Below are 18,547 nucleotides of genomic sequence, written 5' to 3'. Positions count from 1 at the left end.
CTTACATCACCTCAGGCGACGCATCGCCGCGTCCCGCATGCGCATGAAAAAAGGCCCGCTCGCGAACGAGACGGACCTTCGGATGAATCGCGCGTAGACGGCGCATGCAATACGTTCGATCGACGGATGGAATAAGACCGCGCGCCAGCCGTTTATTCGATGCGCGCGCATGCAATGCTGTTCAGTGAATGAAAGGCGCGCGTCCGCCGATCGATTGCATACACTCCATATACAACGTCAGAACAGGAGCCGCATCATGCGCAAGACCCTCCTCCTCATCGCCGCGCTCGCCGTTCAGCAGGCCGCTTTCGCAGCGCCGCCCAAAGCCATGGACGGCCATTTCACCGACGAACAGGGGCGCACGCTCTACACCTTCGACAAGGATACGACACCGGGCAAAAGCGCCTGTTCGGGTGGTTGCGCCGCCGCATGGCCGGCCGCCGCGGCCGATGCCGGCGATAAGCCGTCCGGGGACTGGACCGTGATCGACGGCGCCGACGGACAGAAGCAATGGGCGTACAAGGGGAAGCCGCTCTACCGCTTTGCGAAGGACGAAAAGCCGGGCGACATGAAGGGAGATGGATTCAAGGACATGTGGCACACGGCCAAGCCGTAAGCCGCGCCGCAGCCTGATAAACGCACGCGACGCCGCAACGCGCCGCGTGCGTCGTGTCGTTTACTGGTCGTCAGGGCACTTGAGGTTGCAGCCGTTCGGATCGCCGTCGTCGCCGCGCTTGCGCAGCTTCGACTTCTTGTCACTTTGATATTTCTTCGACGGAGCCGATGCGCCAAACGGCATCTGCGGATGCTCGTTGAGCTTGAACTCCTCGGTCAGGATGCCGCCCGGCACGCCGGGCGAATTCTGCGCAAAAGCGACGGACATCGTGGCAAACAGCGCGCCGGCCGTGAGCGCGGCGGCACAAGCAGGAACGAAATATTTCATATCGAATCGAGGCGGCACACGAGCCGCGCATCTGAGGCAGAGTAACGAAAGCGTAGAGATTATCGCAAAGCGTCGCGCGACGCAGCGTCGGCAGTCTCCGTCGTTGTTACAGGCGCTTACCCTCCGCGCCCCGTCGCCCCGGGTCAGGCACCGCCGCGCTCTTCCAATCCCTCTTCCAGTTCGAGCAGTTTGCCGCAGTCGCCGGGATCGTAGCCCTCCAGATGCGCGACGCTCCGCCGGAACGGTTCGCCGCGCAGCACCGCCATCACGGTCGTCAGCGGCTCGCGTTCGAGACGCGCGCGATCGCATGCGAAGTAATAGTCCTCGTCGACGATCGGAATGAAATCGAGCCCGAAATGATGCGCGGCCGGTTCGACGCCGAAGCCGACGTCGGCCATTCCGCTCGCGACGAAAGCGGCGATCGCCGAGTGCGTCAGTTCCGTCGAGGCATAGCCGTTGACACGGTCCGGGTCGACGCCGACGCGCCGCAGCGCGAGGTCGATCAGCATGCGCGTGCCGGAACCATGCTGCCGGTTCACGAAGCGGATGTCGTCGCGGGCGAGATCCGTCAATCCGCCGATTGCTTTCGGGTTGCCCTTCGCGAGAAAAAGCCCCTGCTTGCGGCGCGTCAGATGCACCAGCACATGACGTTGCGGATCGAGCCACTGCCGATACTTGTCCGCACACGCCGCACGAAACTCGCCGCGCGGCAAATGGAAACCGGCGAGGTCGCACTCGCCGCGCGCGAGCGCCGTGATCGCTTCGGCGCTGTCGCGATACTTGATGTCGAGCGGCACTTCGTCGGCGACCAGCGCCGTGACGAGCGCGGCCACCGCGTAGCCATGCGATGCGTGGATGCGCACATCGTCCGCGGGCGGTGCGAGCCAGCGGTTCAGGTCGCTCGCGACTTCGCTCGCCAGCGCCTGCATGTTGCCGTCCAGACGTTCCCCGCAAAGTCGTTGCGCGCGCAACACCGCCTGTCCGAGTTCCGAGAGCGCCGAGCCGCGCCCGCGCTCCTTTTCGATCAGCGCGCCGCCCAGCTGGGTCTCGATGGCGCGCAACAAACCCCATGCATGTCGGTAGGACAAACCCTTAAGCGCAGCGGCCTGCGCAATGCTTCCCGTCTGGTCGACGAGGGCCAGTAGCGGCACCGCGTCAGTCAGGCTGGACGTTTGGCCGTTGCTGTCCCGCACAATCAGCTGAGCCCGGCATTCGATTCGAATCATATATGCTGTTGTAGTTCCTATTGCGAAAGCCGATCCACCCGCCTATCGTTCGCATTGATATATCAAACAAGCAAAGCATAGATGCACGGCTTATGAATAACAAGTGCATATATCGACTTTGGAGGAGCCCCACTGTGGATCGACCGAACGCCCTTGCGCCAGACGAACTTGTGCGCCGACACGCACAGCCCGGCATGTCGCTGGTTGCCCTATTGCACGCCATTCAGGACGACGTCGGCTTCGTGCCGCCCGATACCGTCGCCCCGCTGGCGCGAACGATGAACCTGTCACGGGCGGAAGTCCACGGCGTCATCACTTACTACCATCACTTCCGTCAATCGCCGGCAGCGCCCGTCACGGTGCAGCTGTGCCGCGCGGAAGCGTGCCGCAGCATGGGCACGGAAGCGCTCGCGCAACACATCGAAGCGCGCACGGGTTGCCGCTTCGACGCGCACAAGCACGGCGCTCATGATGGACACGACCACGCCTGCGACGGCGCAGTCGGTCTCGAATCGGTGTATTGCCTCGGCCAGTGCGCGCTGTCGCCCGCGATGATGATCAACGGCGAACTGCACGCCAAGGTCACGCCGCAGAAGTTCGACGCGCTGCTTGCAGCCGCAATGAAACGCGTGGAGGAAACGGCATGACGCGCATCTACGTTCCCCGCGACTCCGCCGCGCTGGCGCTCGGCGCAGACGCGCTCGCCAACGCGATTGCCGACGAAGCGAAAGCGCGCGGCATCGACATTGAACTCGTGCGCAACGGCTCGCGCGGGTTGTTGTATCTCGAACCGCTCGTTGAAGTCGAAACGCCCGAAGGCCGCATCGGTTATGCGAACGTCGAAGCCGACGACGTGAAGCCGCTGTTCGATGCCGGCTTTATCGAAGGCAAGACGCACGCGAAGCAGGTCGGCGTCGTCGACGAGATTCCGTATCTGAAGAAACAGCAGCGTCTGACGTTCGCGCGCATCGGCATCACCGACCCGCTTTCGACGGACGACTACGTCGCCAACGGCGGCATCGTCGGCCTGTACAACGCGCTCGCGATGACGGGCGACGCGGCCGTCGACGCGCTCATCGAATCCGGCCTGCGCGGCCGCGGCGGCGCGGCGTTCCCGGCCGGCATCAAGTGGCGCACGGTGCGCGCCGCGAAGGCCGATCAGAAGTACATCGTCTGCAACGCCGACGAAGGCGACTCGGGCACGTTCTCCGACCGCCTCGTGATGGAAAGCGATCCGTTCGTGCTGATCGAAGGGATGATCATCGCGGGCATCGTGACGGGCGCGACGGTCGGCCATATCTATGTGCGCAGCGAGTATCCGCATTCGATCGCGACGCTCGAAGAAGCCATCGTCAAGGCGCGCGCCGCCGGCTGGCTCGGCGACAGCGTGCTCGGTTCGGAACACCGCTTCGAACTGTTCGTCGCGAAAGGCGCGGGCGCGTATGTGTGCGGCGAAGAAACGGCGCTGCTCGAATCGCTCGAAGGCAAGCGCGGCATCGTGCGCGCCAAGCCGCCTCTTCCCGCGCTCGAAGGCCTGTTCGGCAAGCCGACCGTGATCAATAACGTGATCACGCTCGCCACGGTGCCGATCATCTTCGCGAAGGGCGCGGCGTTCTACAAGGACTTCGGCATGGGCCGCTCGCGCGGCACGCTGCCGTTCCAGATCGCGGGCAACGTGAAGCAAGGCGGCCTCGTGGAACTCGCGTTCGGCTGCACGCTGCGCGAACTGATGTTCGACTACGGCGGCGGCACGGCGAGCGGCCGTCCGGCGCGCGCCGTACAGGTGGGCGGCCCGCTCGGCACGTATCTGCCCGAAAGCCAGTGGGACATTCCGCTCGACTATGAGGAATACGCGAAGGTCGGCGCCGTCGTCGGTCACGGCGGTCTCGTGATTCACGACGACACGTCGAATCTCGCCGACCTCGCGCAATACGCGATGCACTTCTGCGCGCTCGAATCGTGCGGCAAGTGCACGCCATGCCGGATCGGCTCGACGCGCGGCGTCGAGGTGATCCAGCGCATCCGCAACGGCGACACGTCGACGAAGCAGGTGCAACTGCTGCGCGACCTGTGCGACACGATGGTGTCCGGTTCGCTGTGCGCGATGGGCGGCATGACGCCGTTCCCGGTCGTCTCCGCGCTCGACCATTTCCCCGAAGACTTCGGTCTCGAAACCGCGACGCCGAAAGCGGCAGCCTGACCAAGGAGCCCAAGATGTCCGATCCGATCACTTTCCAATCCGGCGGCTGCGGCTCCGGCAACTGTGCCTGCAAGGCAGGCGCGCTGCGCAACGAGCGCGGTCCGTTCGACGACACCGACTACGGCACGCCGCTGCGTCATTCCGACGTCGACGTGACGCTCGAAATCGACGGCCAGGCGATCACGGTCCCCGCAGGCACGTCGGTGATGCGCGCGGCCGCCGAAGCCGGCGTCAACATTCCGAAGCTGTGCGCGACCGATTCGCTCGAACCGTTCGGCTCGTGCCGTCTGTGTCTCGTCGAAATCGAAGGCCGGCGCGGTTATCCCGCGTCGTGCACGACGCCCGTCGAAGCGGGCATGAAGGTGCGCACGCAGACCGATCGTCTGCAAGGCCTGCGTCGCAACGTGATGGAGCTGTACATCTCCGATCACCCGCTCGACTGTCTCACCTGCCCCGCCAACGGCAACTGCGAACTGCAGGACATGGCGGGCGTCACGGGCCTGCGCGAAGTGCGCTACGGCTTCGACGGCGCGAATCACCTGAAGGATCAGAAGGACGAATCGAATCCGTACTTCACGTATGACCCGTCCAAGTGCATCGTCTGCAACCGCTGCGTGCGCGCGTGTGAAGAAACGCAAGGCACCTTCGCGCTGACTATCTCGGGCCGCGGCTTCGAATCGCGCGTCGCCGCGAGCGAAAGCCAGCCGTTCATGGAATCGGAATGCGTGTCGTGCGGCGCGTGCGTCGCGGCATGCCCGACGGCGACGCTGTCCGAAAAGAGCATCGTGATGCTGGGCCAGGGCGAGCATTCCGTCGTGACGACCTGCGCGTACTGCGGCGTCGGCTGCTCGTTCAAGGCCGAGATGAAGGGCAACACCGTCGTGCGGATGGTGCCGCACAAGAACGGCCAGGCCAACGAAGGCCATGCGTGCGTGAAGGGCCGCTTCGCATGGGGCTACGCGACACACAAGGACCGCATCAAGAAACCGATGATCCGCGCGAAGATCACCGATCCGTGGCGCGAAGTGAGCTGGGAAGAAGCACTCGGCTACGCGGCATCGGAATTCCGCCGCATCCAGGACAAGTACGGCCGCGATTCGATCGGCGGCATCACGTCGTCGCGCTGCACGAACGAGGAAACGTATCTCGTGCAGAAGCTCGTGCGCGCCGCGTTCGGCAACAACAACGTCGACACCTGTGCACGCGTGTGCCACTCGCCGACGGGCTACGGCCTGAAGACGACGCTCGGCGAATCGGCGGGTACGCAGACCTTCGCTTCCGTCGATCAATCCGACGTCATCATCGTGATCGGCGCGAATCCGACCGACGGTCACCCGGTGTTCGGCTCACGTCTGAAGCGCCGCGTGCGTCAGGGCGCGAAGCTGATCGTCATCGATCCGCGCCGCATCGACATCGTCGATACGGCACACGTGAAGGCACAGCACCATCTGCAGCTGCGTCCGGGCACGAACGTCGCGATGGTCACGTCGCTGGCGCATGTGATCGTCACGGAAGGCTTGCTCAACGAGTCGTTCATCGCCGAGCGCTGCGAAACGCGCGCGTTCGGGCACTGGCGCGATTTCGTCTCGCTGCCGGAGAACTCGCCGGAAATGATGGAAAGCGTGACGGGCGTGCCGGCACAGCAGGTGCGCGAAGCGGCGCGTCTGTATGCGACGGGCGGCAATGCGGCGATCTACTACGGCCTCGGTGTGACGGAACACGCACAGGGCTCGACGACCGTGATGGGCATCGCGAACCTTGCGATGGCGACGGGCAACATCGGGCGTGAAGGTGTCGGCGTGAATCCGCTGCGCGGCCAGAACAACGTGCAGGGCTCGTGCGACATGGGTTCGTTCCCGCACGAACTGCCGGGCTACCGCCATATCAGCGACACCGTGACGCGCACGCTGTTCGAAGGCGAATGGGGCGTGACGCTGCAGCCGGAACCGGGCCTGCGCATTCCGAACATGTTCGACGCCGCCATTCATGGCAGCTTCAAAGGCCTGTACTGCCAGGGCGAAGACATCGTGCAGTCCGACCCGAACACGCAGCATGTGGGCGCGGCGCTGTCGTCGATGGAATGTATCGTCGTGCAGGACATCTTCCTGAACGAAACCGCCAAGTACGCACACGTGCTGCTGCCGGGTTCGACCTTCCTCGAGAAGGACGGCACCTTCACGAACGCCGAACGCCGCATCTCGCGCGTGCGTAAGGTGATGCCGCCGCTCCCCGGCTACTCGGACTGGGAAGTGACGATCCTGCTGGCCCGCGCGCTCGGCTACGAGATGAACTACACGCATCCGTCGCAGATCATGGACGAGATCGCGCGTCTCACGCCGACTTTCCACGGCGTGTCGTACGCGAAGCTCGACAAGCTGGGCAGCATCCAGTGGCCGTGCAACGAGCAGGCACCGGAAGGCACGCCGACGATGCACATCGACGAGTTCGTGCGCGGCAAGGGCAAGTTCGTGATCACGAAGTACGTGGCGACGCCGGAAAAGGTCAACCAGAAGTTCCCGCTGATCCTGACCACGGGCCGCATCCTGTCGCAATACAACGTCGGCGCGCAGACGCGGCGCACGGAAAACTCGCGCTGGCACGAGGAAGACCGGCTGGAGATCCATCCGCACGACGCCGAAGACCGCGGCATCAAGGACGACGACTGGGTCGGCATCGAGTCGCGGGCGGGCTACACCGTGCTGCGCGCGAAGGTGGCGGACCGGATGCAGCCGGGTGTCGTCTACACGACGTTCCACTTCCCCGAATCGGGCGCGAACGTGATCACGACAGACAGTTCCGACTGGGCGACGAACTGTCCCGAGTACAAGGTCACGGCCGTGCAGGTGATGCCCGTCGAGCAGCCGTCGGAATGGCAGAAGGAGTACTCGCGCTTCAACAACGAACAGCTCGAGCATCTGAGCAAGCGCGAGCTGGCTACAACGTCAGGCAAATGAGGCCACGCAATGGACGCACATAACCTGGTCGACATGGCGAACCGCATCGGCGACTTCTTCGAGTCGATGCCGGATCGCGACGAAGCGATCGACAACATTGCGGATCACATCCGCCGCTTCTGGGAGCCGCGCATGCGCCGCGCGATTCTGGCGACGCTGCACGCGAAGCCCGAAGGCGTGGAGCTCGAGCTGCACGAAATGGTCCGCGAGGCGCTCGTCAGGCATCGCGAGGATCTGACGCCGAAGGAGCCGGCGGCAGCGTAACGCGTTCCATCCACGCAAGAGCAACAGCACCTTGGCGTTCGCATCGGAAACGATGCGGACGCTTTTTTTTTATGCGCCACGTCAGGGCGGCGGCGGTGAAGGTGGCGCGCCTTTCGCGAACCACGCTTCGCAGTGGCGCAGCAGTCCATTCAGATCGGAGCCCGGTCTGCCGCGCGCGCAGACATAGCCGTCGGGCCGCACCAGATAGAACGAAGGCCGCGTACGGCCGAAGGATTCGCTGAGCGACGGCCCGCCGTCCTCGCCGTCCGCATCCGATACACGCCATACGCGCACCGCGGCCGGCAGCAGATCTTCGACAGCGGCGACGAACCGGTCGAGATCCGCGGAGCGCACGGGCTTGCGCGCGAGGCCCAGCAGTTTGCCGTTGCCTGAAGCGGTTTCTTCGGGTGGATCGACGAGCAGGAACAGTGAGAAGAACGCCGGGTCGTGCAGATCGAAGATGCAGCCGACGCCGGGCGCGCGCCCCAGCGGCCCGTCGACGACATGCACCAGCGCATCAGGCGCACGCTCGCCCGCGCGCGGACCGCCGTCGAGCACGCGTTCGAGCGTCAACGGCGAGCGCCGGTACTGAATCGCCAGTTCGCTGACGGTGAGCCGCGCGGCATCGCGCAGCGGCCCCAGCGCGGCAAGCACGGGCATCACGCGCTCGCGCAGCAGCTTGAGCGGGCCATGATCCGCTTCCGCCAGTTGCGTGACGAAGCTCGTTTGCCGCAGCACGTCGCGCTCGATCGGATGACGTTCGAGGTGGTACGTGTCGAGCAGCCGCTCGGGCGCATCGCCCTGCAGCACGCGCGCGATTTTCCAGCCGAGATTGAACGCCTCCTGGATGCCCGTATTCATCCCCTGCGCGCCGGCGGGACTGTGCACGTGCGCGGCGTCACCGGCGAGAAACACGCGCTGCGCGCGCAACTGCTCGACCATGCGGCTATTCAGATGGAAGTAACTCGACCAGGTCAGGTCCGTGATGTCGATCGGATGATGAATGCGGCTCTTCGCGACCAGACGGCATTCGTCGAGCGTCGGCGCGGGAATCGCCGCGAGCGGCGCGGCGTCGTTCGCCGGCGGCGCGGACGGCGGCATCGCGGGGTGATCGGCGATCAGCCGGTGCCGGCCTTTGCCCATCGGGAACAGCGCCGCGAGCCCTGCGCCCGAAGCGAAGATATGGAATTCATCGTCGGACCAGCCGGTATCGGCTTCGAGGTCCGCGAGCAGGAAGGTCTGCTCGAACGTCTTGCCCGCGAAGCTCATGCCGAGCCGGTGGCGAATCCCACTGTGCGCGCCGTCGGCGGCGATCATGTACGACGGATGAAGCGTTTCGATATGGCCGTCCGCGCGTTGCAGCGTCGCGTTGATGCCCGCCGAACCTTGCGCGAACATCGTCAGTTCGACGCCGCGTTCGACCTGTACGCCGAACGTGGCCAGGTGCTCCGTGAGCAGCTGCTCGGTGACGGACTGCTCGAGGAACAGCAGATATGGATAGCGGGTCTGCAACGGATCGAAGTCGAGTCGCGCGAGCCGATGACCATTCGAATACAGATTCGCCGTGCGCGCGCGGTGGCCGAGTTCCAGAAACCGTTCGACGATCCGATGCTGCTCCAGCAGTTCGAGCGTGCGCGCCTGAATGCCGATCGCGCGTGAATGCGGATCCGCTTGCTGCGCCTTGTCGATGAGCCGCACGGGCACGTGCGCGCGCGCAAGACTCATGGCTGCCGCCAGCCCCGTCGGCCCCGCGCCGACGATCAGCACGGGCGGTGCGTCGAAGGAAGCACCCGTCATGCAGACCTCCGCAGTCGGACATGCCTGCTAGTGTACGCCGAGCGTTTGCATCGCTGCCGTGCGGCCGACGACGCGGCGCATCAACGCGTCATCGGAAGAACAGCCGACCTCAATGCGCGTGCGGCGCGTGATCGAGCGAACAGCGATGCTGCGTCGTGCCCATGTCGACCTGCAGCGTCGCGTGATGCATGTCGAAGTCGGCGCGCAGCGTGCCCACGATTGCGTCGATCACCCGGTCGCCCGGATGACCGTCAGGAATCACGAGATGCGCGGACAGCGCGTTGCCCGTGGTCGACAGCGCCCACACGTGCAGGTCGTGCACGTCGGTGACGCCCGGCTGCGCGGCGAGGTACGCGCGGATCTTCTGCATGTCGACGCCGGGCGGCACGCCGTTGAGCGCGAGGCTCACGGAATCGCGCAACAGGCCCCACGTGCCGTACACGATCACCGCGACGACGACAATGCTCATCACCGGGTCGAGCCACGTCCAGCCGGTGAACAGGATGGCGAGGCCGCTGACGGCGACGGCGGCCGATACGGCGGCGTCGGCGAGCATATGCAGGAACGCGCCGCGAATGTTCAGGTCGTCCTCCTGGCCGCGCATGAAGAGCCACGCCGAGAAGCCGTTCACCACCATGCCGACGCACGCGACGATGAACACGTCGAGCCCTGCCACAGGTGCAGGATGAATCAGTCGCCCCACCGCTTCCGCGACGATCACGCCGCACGCGAACAGCAGCAGCCCCGCATTGAGCAGGCTGGCGAGAATCGACGAGCCGCCGAGGCCGAACGTGTAGCGCGCGGACGGCCGGCGCGTCGCGAGCCATGTTGCGCCCCACGCGAGCAGCAGGCCGAGCACGTCGGAGAGATTGTGGCCGGCATCGGCGAGCAACGCCGTCGAATTGGCCAGCACGCCGTAGACGCCCTGCACGACGACGATCGCGACGTTCAGCGCGACGGCGATCGCGAACGCGCGGCCGTGTCCGGCGGCAGGCGCGTGGTGATGGTGATGATGTCCGTGGCCATGCCCGTGCCCATGATCCGCGTGCGAGCCTTTGCTGCCCGCTTCGTGCGCGTGGTCGTGCGCGTGGCCGTCGTCATGCGAATGAGCGTGGTCTGCGTGGTCGTGTCCCGCGTGGCCGCAGGCATCCGTGTGTACATGCGGCTTCGGCAGATGCTGGTCGGGCGCGTCGTCGTTCTGATGAGCGGTGTATTTCATGTGTGATCCTGCGTGAATTCGGCCGCGGCGTCGCTGACGGGTTCGTCGACGTGTTCGAGCATGTCGGTCAGCATGCCGCTGATGTGCCCGTCGGCCGCGATGTAAAAGACCTGCTTGCCCTGGCGCTCCGCGCGCACGATGCGCGCCGCCCGCAGCAAGCGCAGATGGTGGCTCACGAGCGACGGCGACAGGTTCAGCGATTCCGCTATCGCACCCACCGCGCGCCGCTCGTCGACGCATGCGAGCACGATGCGCAGGCGCGTCGGATCGCCTAGCAGGCGGAACAGATCGGCGATCTGGACGACGCGGTCGTCGGTATTCAGGGAGAGAACGGCTGACATGCGCGGAAGAGCGATCGACGCGAAGTCGATACATACATATGAACAGGTGTTCACATGTTATTGAGCAACACTCTCGACGTCAAGTCGGGAAGCATCCGCCGAGTGTGGGAAAATGCGCGTTTTCCTGCATCACACCCTCGCCTGCGTCATGCACCCAGTTTTCGACCGCGCGTATAGCGCGCATCGTGACGGCCGGCTCGACGACGCCGAGCGCGGCTATCGCGCCACCCTCGATCTCGATCCCGCTCACGTCGACGCGCTGCATCTGCTCGGCGTGCTGCGCCATCAACAAGGCCAGCACGAAGAAGCGGCCGACCTCGTGCGCCGCGCCGCCGACTTGCGCCCGCAAGACGCCGCGTTGCAGCTGAACCTCGGCAACGCGCTGAAGGCGCTCGGCCGGCTCGACCAGGCAATCGAACGCTTTCGCAACGCGCTGACGCTCGCGCCGACGTTTCCGATGGCGCACTACAACCTCGGCAATGCATACGCGCTCGCCGGGCGCCATGAAGACGCCGTCGACGCGTTCCAGAAGTCCCTGCGTCTGCAGCCGATGGACGCGTCGTCGCACGTCAATCTCGGCAACGCGCTGCATGCGCTGGGCAGGCATCGCGAGGCCGCCGATTCTTTCCGGCGCGCGCTCGAACTGCGGCCAGGCCACGCGGGCGCGCACAACAACATGGGCATGGCGCTCAACGCGCTCGGTTCCGCGACGGAGGCGAGCGCCCATTTCCGCGCGGCACTGAAGGTCGAGCCGCGCTTTGTCGCCGCGCGCTTCAACCTCGCCAATACGCTTGACGCGACCGGTCAGCACGAACAGGCCGTCGCCGAATTCGAAGCGGTCCTGCAGATGCAGTCGACCCTGCCGCCCGCGCTATTCGGCCTCGGCAACGCGCTCGCGTCGCTTGGCCGTCACGAAGAGGCGCGGCCGCGCTTCGAGCGCGCCGTCGGTCTCGACCCGACCTTCGCGTTGGCGTGGCTGAGCCTCGGCGCGGCGCGCCACGCGCTCGGCGCACACGACGCCGCCGTGCGCGCTTTCGACCAGGCACTGCGCCTGCGGCCCGATCTGCCGATGGCGCATATGAATCGTGGCGTGACGCTGCTTACGCTCGGCGACTTCAAGCGCGGGCTGCCCGAATACGAATGGCGGCTGGAGAACGCCGCAGTGCCGCCGTCCGCAGCGCCGGATCCGGCGGCGCTGCCGCGCTGGAACGGCGAGCCGATCGAAGGAAAGACGCTGTTCGTGCACGCCGAGCAGGGTTTCGGCGACACGCTGCAATTCGTGCGTTTCGTCGAGCCGGTGGCAAGACGCGCGGTGCGGATCGTACTCGAAGTGCAGTCGCAGCTCGTGCCGCTGCTCGCGCCGACGGCGGAACAATGGCGCGTCACGGTGATCCCGCAAGGGGCGCCGCGGCCGCGCGCCGATCTGCAGTGCCCGTTGCTGAGCCTGCCGTTCGCGCTCGGCACGGAACTCGACACGATTCCGGCACGCACGCCTTATCTGCAAGCACCTGCCGCGGCGCGCCGCACGTGGCGCGGCTCGCTTGGCGGGCACGCCAGGCGCAAGTTCGGCCTCGCATGGTCGGGGCGCGCGCAGCGCCAGGAGAACCGCTCGCTGCCCCTCGCCGCGCTCGAACCGCTGTTCGCGCTCGAAGGCATCGACTGGATCGTGCTGCAGCCTTCGCTCACCGACGACGAACGCGCCGCACTCGACATGCATCCGCGCGCGAAGACTATTCATCGCTTCGACGGGCGCATTCGCGACTTCGCGGACACGGCGGCCATCGTCGAACGTCTGGATGGCGTGGTGTCCGTCGATACGTCGATTGCGCATCTGACGGGCGCGCTCGGCAAGCCTCTGTGGCTGATGCTGCCGTTCGCGGCCGACTGGCGCTGGTTCACCGGCGATCGGCACAGCCCGTGGTATCCGTCCGCACGGCTCGTGCGGCAGCCACAGCCCGGCGCGTGGACGGAAGTCGTCGAAGAGGTGGCGGCTGCGCTGCGCGAGTGAGGCCTGGCGCGCACCGTGTCGCCGATGCAACCGATGCAACCGATGCAACCGATGCAACCGATGAAACCGATGAAATGAAAAACCCCCGCACGCGTGCGGGGGTTTTCGTTTTTCAGCATCGGGGCATGCACCCCGGAACACCCGATCGTTCAGGCCGTCCGGTACTGGTTGCGCGCTTCTTCCGTGCGATACAGCACGAGCGTCGCAATCAGACCGCACACGGCGGCGACGCTCATCCACAGGCCAGGCGCCGCCTTGTTGCCCGTCGAGTGGATCAGGTAGGTTGCGATGGCTGGCGTAAAGCCGCCGATCGTCGTCGCGAGGCTATACGCCAGCGAGAAACCTGCCGTGCGCACGTCGGCGGGCATCACTTCCGTCAGCGCGACGACCATGCCGCCGTTGTAGCAGCCGTACAGGAAAGACAGCCACAGTTCGACCATCAGGAGACGCGCGAACGACGGATCGGCAACCAGCCACTGCACGGCCGGATACGATGTGAGGATCGTCAGGATCGTGAACGTCAGCAGCACGGGGCGGCGGCCGACGCGGTCCGAGATCGCGCCCGACACGGGCAGCCAGATCAGGTTCGATACGCCGATGCAGACGGTGACGATCAGCGTGTCGATTGCGGAGAGCTTCAGCACTTCCTTGCCGAAGGTCGGCGTGTACGCGGTAATCATGTAGAACGACACCGTTGTCATGATGACCATGCCCATGCCGCCCAGTACGATGCCCCAGTTCTGCATCATCGACGCGAAGATCTCGCCGATCGTCGGACGATGCTTCTTCGCGAGGAATTCCTCCGTCTCCTTCAGCGAACGGCGGATCAGGAACAGGAACGGCACGATCAGACAGCCGATCAGGAACGGCACGCGCCAGCCCCACGCCGTCATCTGGTCGGCGGGCAGCAGGCGGTTCAGGAACACGCCGATCAGCGCGGCGAACACCACCGCGACCTGCTGGCTGCCCGACTGCCACGAGCAATAGAAGCCCTTGTTGCCCTTGGTCGCGATCTCCGACAGATACACCGACACGCCGCCCAGTTCGACACCCGCCGAGAAGCCCTGCAACAGACGTCCGAGCAGCACGAGCACGGGCGCGAGCACGCCTATCGTCGCGTAGCCGGGAATCGCCGCGACCGTCAGCGTGCCGAGCGCCATCAGCGCGAGCGTGAGGATCAGGCCCTTGCGGCGGCCGTGATGGTCGATGTAAGCGCCGAGCACGATGGCGCCGAGCGGACGCATCAGGAAGCCTGCGCCGAACACCGACAACGACAGCATCAGTGACGCGAATTCATCGCCGCTCGGAAAATACGTCTTCGCGATCGCAGCGGCGTAGTAGCCGTAGACCATGAAGTCGTACATTTCCAGGAAGTTGCCGCTGACGACGCGGAAGACGGTACGGACCTTGGATTCGTCCGTCGCTACTTGAGCATGGGAGGCTGTTGCCATGACTATCTCGAAATGAGCCCGTTGCCTGCATCACAGGCAGCGTTGGGCAGTTCAAACGATCCGCGGGGAGTGCGCGGATGCCCGGTCCGGCGCGGCCAGGTCGGGTTTCCGCCTGTCAGGGCGCGACGCTTGCGTGGGCGCGGTATTCTGCTGCGACGATTGCCGTGGAGATATCAGGGTAAACGTGAAGTTTCACTTACAACACGCGCCTCACGTGATAATAACGTTACTCTGAATGGCATGCATTCAATACAATTTGCTTACAACGGCAAATAAAGAAGAAAATTCTTCCGGTGCCGTTCCTGCCCGGCAAGTCCCGCCAGATGACGCCGGACGACATGCGCCGTATCGTGATCCTCTTGCCGCCCAATGGCTGCCCGATACCCGCTCATCGTTTCGTTTCTACCGCCGCAATGCCTGATTCCGTCTCGCCGCCCGCACTTTCGTCCCTCGCCCTGCGCCCCGCTAGCGAGGCCGACGCCGATCTGATCGCCGCCATTCACAGCGCGAGCTGGCAGGCGACCTATCGCGGATTGCTGCCCGATGCATTTCTCGACGGCGAAGTGGCGCACGAGCGCGCGTCGTACTGGCGCGCCCGGATGTCGGCGCCGGGGGCCGAACGCCGCATCGTGCTGATCGCCGAGCGCGCGGGCGAGCCGATCGGCTTCGTGTGCGTCGAACGCCAGCCGGACTCGCCTTGGGGCGTGCTGCTCGACAATCTGCACGCCCTGCCCGCTCACCAGGGAATCGGCGCGGGCAAGCTGCTGATGCGCGCCGCGCAGGACTGGGCGCGCGAGCATGGCGAAGCGCAGCTATATCTGTACGTGCTGGAAGGCAACGCACCCGCGATCGCGTTCTATGAACGCCAGGGCTGGCAGTTTTCCGGCGCGGAGCCGGACCATATGGGCGGCGTCGATATCACGGCATTCAGATACGTCTATTCGCTCGACCGCGCCTCACCGAGTCATCAGGATGGCTAATAATTTCAGATTGATCCGATAGTTTTGATCTACCGGTGCCTGCCACCATACCGCGACCCAAGGCCTCGACTCAGCCATGAGCATGCAGTCCGTTTGCGTCTGCTGATGTTTGCCGCTCCGAGGCTAAAAACACGAACAATATCGAGGCGAGGACCGTGTCGACACCCCTACTCACACTCGTTGCCGGCGAACTCGCCATGCCGCGCCTTCGCCAGCTCGAGCTGGTCTCACGCTCCGTCGGTCGCGAGTGGTCGCTGCTGCCGCCCGGCGCGAGCTTTCGTACGGAGCTCAAGGCGCTATACGCGGCGATGATGCGAACCTTCTGCATGAGCGCCGCCGCCATTCGCGCGATGTCGCGCTGGGATGCTCAAGCTGCGAATCACAAGCCGTCCGTCGCCGTTACTTCCGCTCCCGTATTCAAGGCCGACACCATTTCACTCGGCATGCGCGATCCCGTGCTTACTTCGGCGCGCAAGGGCCGCCCGTCGCACATGCTGGCGGGCGGCGCATGCGCCATCGGCAGCGCAGCCCTGATCGCGTGGCTGATGGCGAATCATCCTCGACACCCGTCGTCGTCGACGACCGTCGCGGCGGCGCCCGAGGTCACGCTCAACGCGCCTGCGCGGGCACATGGACAACCATCTCCAACGGGACAGTCACGCAGCCAGTCCGGCCGCGTCGAACGTCCGGCAGACGCGCCGCTCGCCTGGAATCGCGCGCGCGGCGATCTGGTCGCAAGCAATGCGGAACGCACGCCAGTTACTTCGCGCGCAATCGATTCACGCGCGAGCGTCCCGTCGAAGCGCTCGAAGCAGCCGGCCGTCGACCATCTCGCGCACGCGGCTCGCAATGCTCACGATACGCGCACCACGAATGCAGCGAAGCGCGAGCGCGACACGGTAGCGAAGTCGGAAACGCGCCACGCCTCGCGTGCGACGCCTCGTCTGACGGACATCGCACCGCATCGAGATCAAGGCCTGCCCGTGCCGTCCGATCCGCAGATGGCGTCGGGCCAACTCCCACGTCATCTGCCTTCGATCGCGGGCGCCTACTCGCCCGCCGCGCCGTCGGCGCGCTTCGACAGCGACTATGGTTCCGTCACGACGTCGGCCGGCACGCATGTCAGCGATATCCCGCCCGCCACGATGCGTCACGCACCCGTCGACACGGACAACACCGAGTGGATGAACCACATGTCGCATCGGCGCATCACTGACGCGCCTGATGGCTTTTCGAAGTAGGCCCGCGAGCCGCGATGTTTCCGCGGCAAGCAGTCGTCACCTCTGAAAGCAAAAAGGGCTGAGTCCAAGGTGATCCTGGACTCAGCCCTTTGTTTTTCTTTTCTTTGCTTTGCGCCGTCCCGGCGCGCTGCGACAGCTCGTTAAAGGCAATCGCGCTCTCGCGCAGGCGACGCCCTCACCGGTTTGCCGGCAATCCTGCCTCCGCCTGATGTTGCAGCATCAGAACCTGCTGCTGCAACTGACGCAATTGCGCCTGAGCCTTCTCTTTCTCGTCGCGTAACGAAAGCGTCTCGTCCTGCGTCTGCCGCTGGTAGTCGGCGACCTTCGCTTCCTGGGTACGTGCCACTTCGATATCGGCCTGCAGGCGCTGCGCGCGCGCCTGCGACTCATTGATCACGCGCTCGATCGACGCCTTCTGCGCCTGCAACTGTGCACGGCGAATCTCGACCTCCGCAAGCTGCGCCGTTTGCCGCGCGAAACCTGCATAGATCGCTTCGGCGCGCGTCTGGTCGGACGTTCTGATCACGCGCCAGAAATGCTTGTCCTGAAACAGCGCGACATAGTAGGTCATGCTCGGTGCGTGGAAGAACAGCGACGCGCCATAGCCGCCGTTGTACGTGGTGCGCATTTCGACGAGGCCGCCGTCGTGGATCAGTTGCATCAGATCGGCGACATCGCCTTGTGCGCTGCCGTTCGAGTCGGCATGCGGATCGAGGCCGATGGTCTCGTCCGCCGTATCGGCAGAACCTGTTTCCGTCGATACGTCCGGCGCGTCGGCCTGCGCGCCTTTCGCCGCACCCGCACGCGCGATACTCGTTCCCGTTGCTGTTTTGCCGGCCGACTGCGCAATGCCGCCATGCATGAGCGCGCAAGCAATCGCGAGCATGACTGCGCGGCGCAGATCCAAGGGGTACTTCATACGTCGATACTCCATGCGTATCCAGAAACAGGCTCGGATTATCGCGCGGATTTTGCCCTTTTTGACGCCTGAAAACAGGACTTTAAATCAAGATAAACGGATAACTAAGTAATTTGACGCGCAAACGCAAAAGATCGTAAAACGTGACGCAATTCCTGAGAGCCGATCAGCGGCAACACGGATTCCGATAGAAACACTTCGCGCATAAATGCAAAACGCGAGCGGGCCTTTGCGCCCCACTCGCGTTCGACGAAAAGATAGAGAGATCAGAAGCGCGTTTCGCGCGCGACCCGCAGGAACGTGTCCAGCAGCGGCGTGCAGTCGAGCAGCTCGGGACCGCCCGCGCGATGGAACTCGGGGTGCCACTGCACACCCATTACGAACGGCGCGCGTCGATAGCGCACGGCCTCGATGATGCCGTCCGTCGCCGACACAGCCTCGATGTTCAGATCGCGGCCGAGCTGATTGACCGCCTGATGGTGGATCGAATTGACGATCGCCTCGCGCCGCCCCGGAAACATGTTGACGAGCGTCGAGCCCTCGGGGAAATGAACCGAGTGACGATGCTGGTCGTAATGTTCGTTGACGTGGATGCCGGCCGTCGGCACGTCCGTCGCGATGTCCTGATACAGCGTGCCGCCGAACGCGACGTTGATCAGCTGGCAGCCGCGGCACACGCCCAGCACTGGCTTGCCCGACTCGATGAACTCATGCAGCAGTTCGAGTTCGTACATGTCGCGCACACGGTCGCCGGGCCACTCGGGACGCGTCGCCGTTTCCGCGTACGACTGCGGCGACACGTCGGCGCCGCCTTGCAGCAACAGACCGTCCAGATGCTTCGCGTAGTCGCGCAGGCGGATGTTGCTCGGGTGCAGCATGCCCTGGTGCCCGACCGTCGGGATCATGAACACGAGCACGTCGCGCGACATCACCCAGTGCGCGATCGATTCCTCCAGATACTGCAGCGTCTTGCCGCGCAGCCCCTTCGCGCCCGGCTCGGGGTA

The 18,547-nt window shown here is 65.0% G+C and carries 16 protein-coding genes; 8 read left to right on the top strand and 8 right to left on the bottom strand.

Annotation, left to right across the window (positions count from 1 at the left end; genetic code table 11):
• Positions 1 to 256 precede the first annotated feature (256 nt).
• Positions 257 to 616, top strand: a complete 360-nt coding sequence (locus tag G3N95_RS38435; protein WP_205975303.1) for a hypothetical protein — start codon at positions 257 to 259, stop codon at positions 614 to 616.
• Positions 617 to 676: 60 nt separating this feature from the next.
• Here G3N95_RS38435 and G3N95_RS38430 read toward each other — a convergent pair whose 3' ends face one another.
• Positions 677 to 943: a hypothetical protein gene (locus tag G3N95_RS38430; RefSeq protein ID WP_205975302.1), complete on the bottom strand. Its 267-nt coding sequence runs from the start codon at positions 941 to 943 to the stop codon at positions 677 to 679.
• A 143-nt stretch (positions 944 to 1,086) separates the two neighbouring features.
• Positions 1,087 to 2,169, bottom strand: a complete 1,083-nt coding sequence (locus G3N95_RS38425) for a substrate-binding domain-containing protein (RefSeq protein WP_205975301.1) — start codon at positions 2,167 to 2,169, stop codon at positions 1,087 to 1,089.
• Positions 2,170 to 2,303: 134 nt separating this feature from the next.
• On the opposite strand from G3N95_RS38425, the gene G3N95_RS38420 reads away from it, so the two are divergent.
• From G3N95_RS38420 to G3N95_RS38405, 4 genes are read left to right on the top strand one after another with little or no spacing between them, the layout of a single operon-like run.
• Positions 2,304 to 2,816 (top strand): NAD(P)H-dependent oxidoreductase subunit E, encoded by a 513-nt coding sequence (locus G3N95_RS38420; RefSeq protein WP_205975300.1) that lies wholly within the window; start codon positions 2,304 to 2,306, stop codon positions 2,814 to 2,816.
• Positions 2,813 to 4,369, top strand: a complete 1,557-nt coding sequence (locus G3N95_RS38415; RefSeq protein ID WP_205975299.1) for a formate dehydrogenase beta subunit — start codon at positions 2,813 to 2,815, stop codon at positions 4,367 to 4,369. The genes G3N95_RS38420 and G3N95_RS38415 overlap by 4 nt, the downstream gene beginning before the upstream one ends.
• 14 nt (positions 4,370 to 4,383) lie before the next feature.
• Positions 4,384 to 7,323 carry a formate dehydrogenase subunit alpha gene (gene fdhF, locus G3N95_RS38410; RefSeq protein ID WP_205975298.1) on the top strand — a complete coding sequence of 980 codons (2,940 nt, stop codon included), beginning with the start codon at positions 4,384 to 4,386 and terminating at the stop codon, positions 7,321 to 7,323.
• A 9-nt stretch (positions 7,324 to 7,332) separates the two neighbouring features.
• Positions 7,333 to 7,587 (top strand): formate dehydrogenase subunit delta, encoded by a 255-nt coding sequence (locus G3N95_RS38405; RefSeq protein WP_205975297.1) that lies wholly within the window; start codon positions 7,333 to 7,335, stop codon positions 7,585 to 7,587.
• Positions 7,588 to 7,668: 81 nt separating this feature from the next.
• On the opposite strand, the gene G3N95_RS38400 is transcribed toward G3N95_RS38405, so the two are convergent.
• The 3 genes from G3N95_RS38400 to G3N95_RS38390 form a co-directional block, all read right to left on the bottom strand.
• Positions 7,669 to 9,384 carry an FAD-dependent monooxygenase gene (locus G3N95_RS38400; protein WP_205975296.1) on the bottom strand — a complete coding sequence of 572 codons (1,716 nt, stop codon included), beginning with the start codon at positions 9,382 to 9,384 and terminating at the stop codon, positions 7,669 to 7,671.
• Between the two features lie 109 nt (positions 9,385 to 9,493).
• Entirely contained in the window at positions 9,494 to 10,603 is a 1,110-nt protein-coding gene (locus G3N95_RS38395; protein ID WP_205975295.1) for a cation diffusion facilitator family transporter, read from the bottom strand.
• Positions 10,600 to 10,944, bottom strand: a complete 345-nt coding sequence (locus G3N95_RS38390; protein WP_205975294.1) for a metalloregulator ArsR/SmtB family transcription factor — start codon at positions 10,942 to 10,944, stop codon at positions 10,600 to 10,602. Before G3N95_RS38390 ends, G3N95_RS38395 begins: the two co-directional genes overlap by 4 nt.
• 148 nt (positions 10,945 to 11,092) lie before the next feature.
• On the opposite strand from G3N95_RS38390, the gene G3N95_RS38385 reads away from it, so the two are divergent.
• Entirely contained in the window at positions 11,093 to 12,952 is a 1,860-nt protein-coding gene (locus G3N95_RS38385) for a tetratricopeptide repeat protein (RefSeq protein WP_205975293.1), read from the top strand.
• Positions 12,953 to 13,101: 149 nt separating this feature from the next.
• On the opposite strand, the gene G3N95_RS38380 is transcribed toward G3N95_RS38385, so the two are convergent.
• Positions 13,102 to 14,403 (bottom strand): MFS transporter, encoded by a 1,302-nt coding sequence (locus G3N95_RS38380; RefSeq protein ID WP_205975292.1) that lies wholly within the window; start codon positions 14,401 to 14,403, stop codon positions 13,102 to 13,104.
• 413 nt (positions 14,404 to 14,816) lie between these two features.
• Between G3N95_RS38380 and G3N95_RS38375 the strand changes: the two genes are divergently transcribed.
• Together G3N95_RS38375 and G3N95_RS38370 are read left to right on the top strand one after the other, a co-directional pair.
• Positions 14,817 to 15,383: a GNAT family N-acetyltransferase gene (locus G3N95_RS38375; protein WP_205975325.1), complete on the top strand. Its 567-nt coding sequence runs from the start codon at positions 14,817 to 14,819 to the stop codon at positions 15,381 to 15,383.
• Between the two features lie 155 nt (positions 15,384 to 15,538).
• Positions 15,539 to 16,624, top strand: a complete 1,086-nt coding sequence (locus G3N95_RS38370) for a hypothetical protein (protein ID WP_346778442.1) — start codon at positions 15,539 to 15,541, stop codon at positions 16,622 to 16,624.
• A gap of 175 nt (positions 16,625 to 16,799) precedes the next feature.
• Here the strand turns inward: G3N95_RS38370 and G3N95_RS38365 are convergent, their stop codons facing one another.
• Together G3N95_RS38365 and G3N95_RS38360 are read right to left on the bottom strand one after the other, a co-directional pair.
• A complete protein-coding gene (locus G3N95_RS38365) occupies positions 16,800 to 17,543 on the bottom strand; it encodes a DUF2968 domain-containing protein (protein ID WP_205975291.1) in 744 nt (247 codons plus the stop codon).
• Between the two features lie 266 nt (positions 17,544 to 17,809).
• Positions 17,810 to 18,547 (bottom strand): type 1 glutamine amidotransferase (locus tag G3N95_RS38360; protein WP_205975290.1); only part of this gene is annotated, 738 nt, incomplete at its 5' end.

The organism is Paraburkholderia sp. Tr-20389 (genome assembly GCF_017104565.1).
Classification (GTDB): domain Bacteria; phylum Pseudomonadota; class Gammaproteobacteria; order Burkholderiales; family Burkholderiaceae; genus Paraburkholderia.
The sequence above is the reverse complement of the archived record's forward strand: the minus strand, read 5'-3'. Positions and strand labels throughout refer to the sequence as shown.

Excerpts from the sequence above, each read along its gene's own strand:
- G3N95_RS38435 (WP_205975303.1), top strand. The coding sequence starts at position 257 with ATGCGCAAGACCCTCCTCCTCATCGCCGCGCTCGCCGTTCAGCAGGCC.
- G3N95_RS38430 (WP_205975302.1), bottom strand. The coding sequence starts at position 943 with ATGAAATATTTCGTTCCTGCTTGTGCCGCCGCGCTCACGGCCGGCGCG.
- G3N95_RS38425 (WP_205975301.1), bottom strand. The coding sequence starts at position 2,169 with ATGATTCGAATCGAATGCCGGGCTCAGCTGATTGTGCGGGACAGCAAC.
- G3N95_RS38415 (WP_205975299.1), top strand. The coding sequence starts at position 2,813 with ATGACGCGCATCTACGTTCCCCGCGACTCCGCCGCGCTGGCGCTCGGC.
- fdhF (WP_205975298.1), top strand. The coding sequence starts at position 4,384 with ATGTCCGATCCGATCACTTTCCAATCCGGCGGCTGCGGCTCCGGCAAC.
- G3N95_RS38405 (WP_205975297.1), top strand. The coding sequence starts at position 7,333 with ATGGACGCACATAACCTGGTCGACATGGCGAACCGCATCGGCGACTTC.
- G3N95_RS38400 (WP_205975296.1), bottom strand. The coding sequence starts at position 9,384 with ATGACGGGTGCTTCCTTCGACGCACCGCCCGTGCTGATCGTCGGCGCG.
- G3N95_RS38395 (WP_205975295.1), bottom strand. The coding sequence starts at position 10,603 with ATGAAATACACCGCTCATCAGAACGACGACGCGCCCGACCAGCATCTG.
- G3N95_RS38390 (WP_205975294.1), bottom strand. The coding sequence starts at position 10,944 with ATGTCAGCCGTTCTCTCCCTGAATACCGACGACCGCGTCGTCCAGATC.
- G3N95_RS38385 (WP_205975293.1), top strand. The coding sequence starts at position 11,093 with ATGCACCCAGTTTTCGACCGCGCGTATAGCGCGCATCGTGACGGCCGG.
- G3N95_RS38380 (WP_205975292.1), bottom strand. The coding sequence starts at position 14,403 with ATGGCAACAGCCTCCCATGCTCAAGTAGCGACGGACGAATCCAAGGTC.
- G3N95_RS38375 (WP_205975325.1), top strand. The coding sequence starts at position 14,817 with ATGCCTGATTCCGTCTCGCCGCCCGCACTTTCGTCCCTCGCCCTGCGC.
- G3N95_RS38365 (WP_205975291.1), bottom strand. The coding sequence starts at position 17,543 with ATGAAGTACCCCTTGGATCTGCGCCGCGCAGTCATGCTCGCGATTGCT.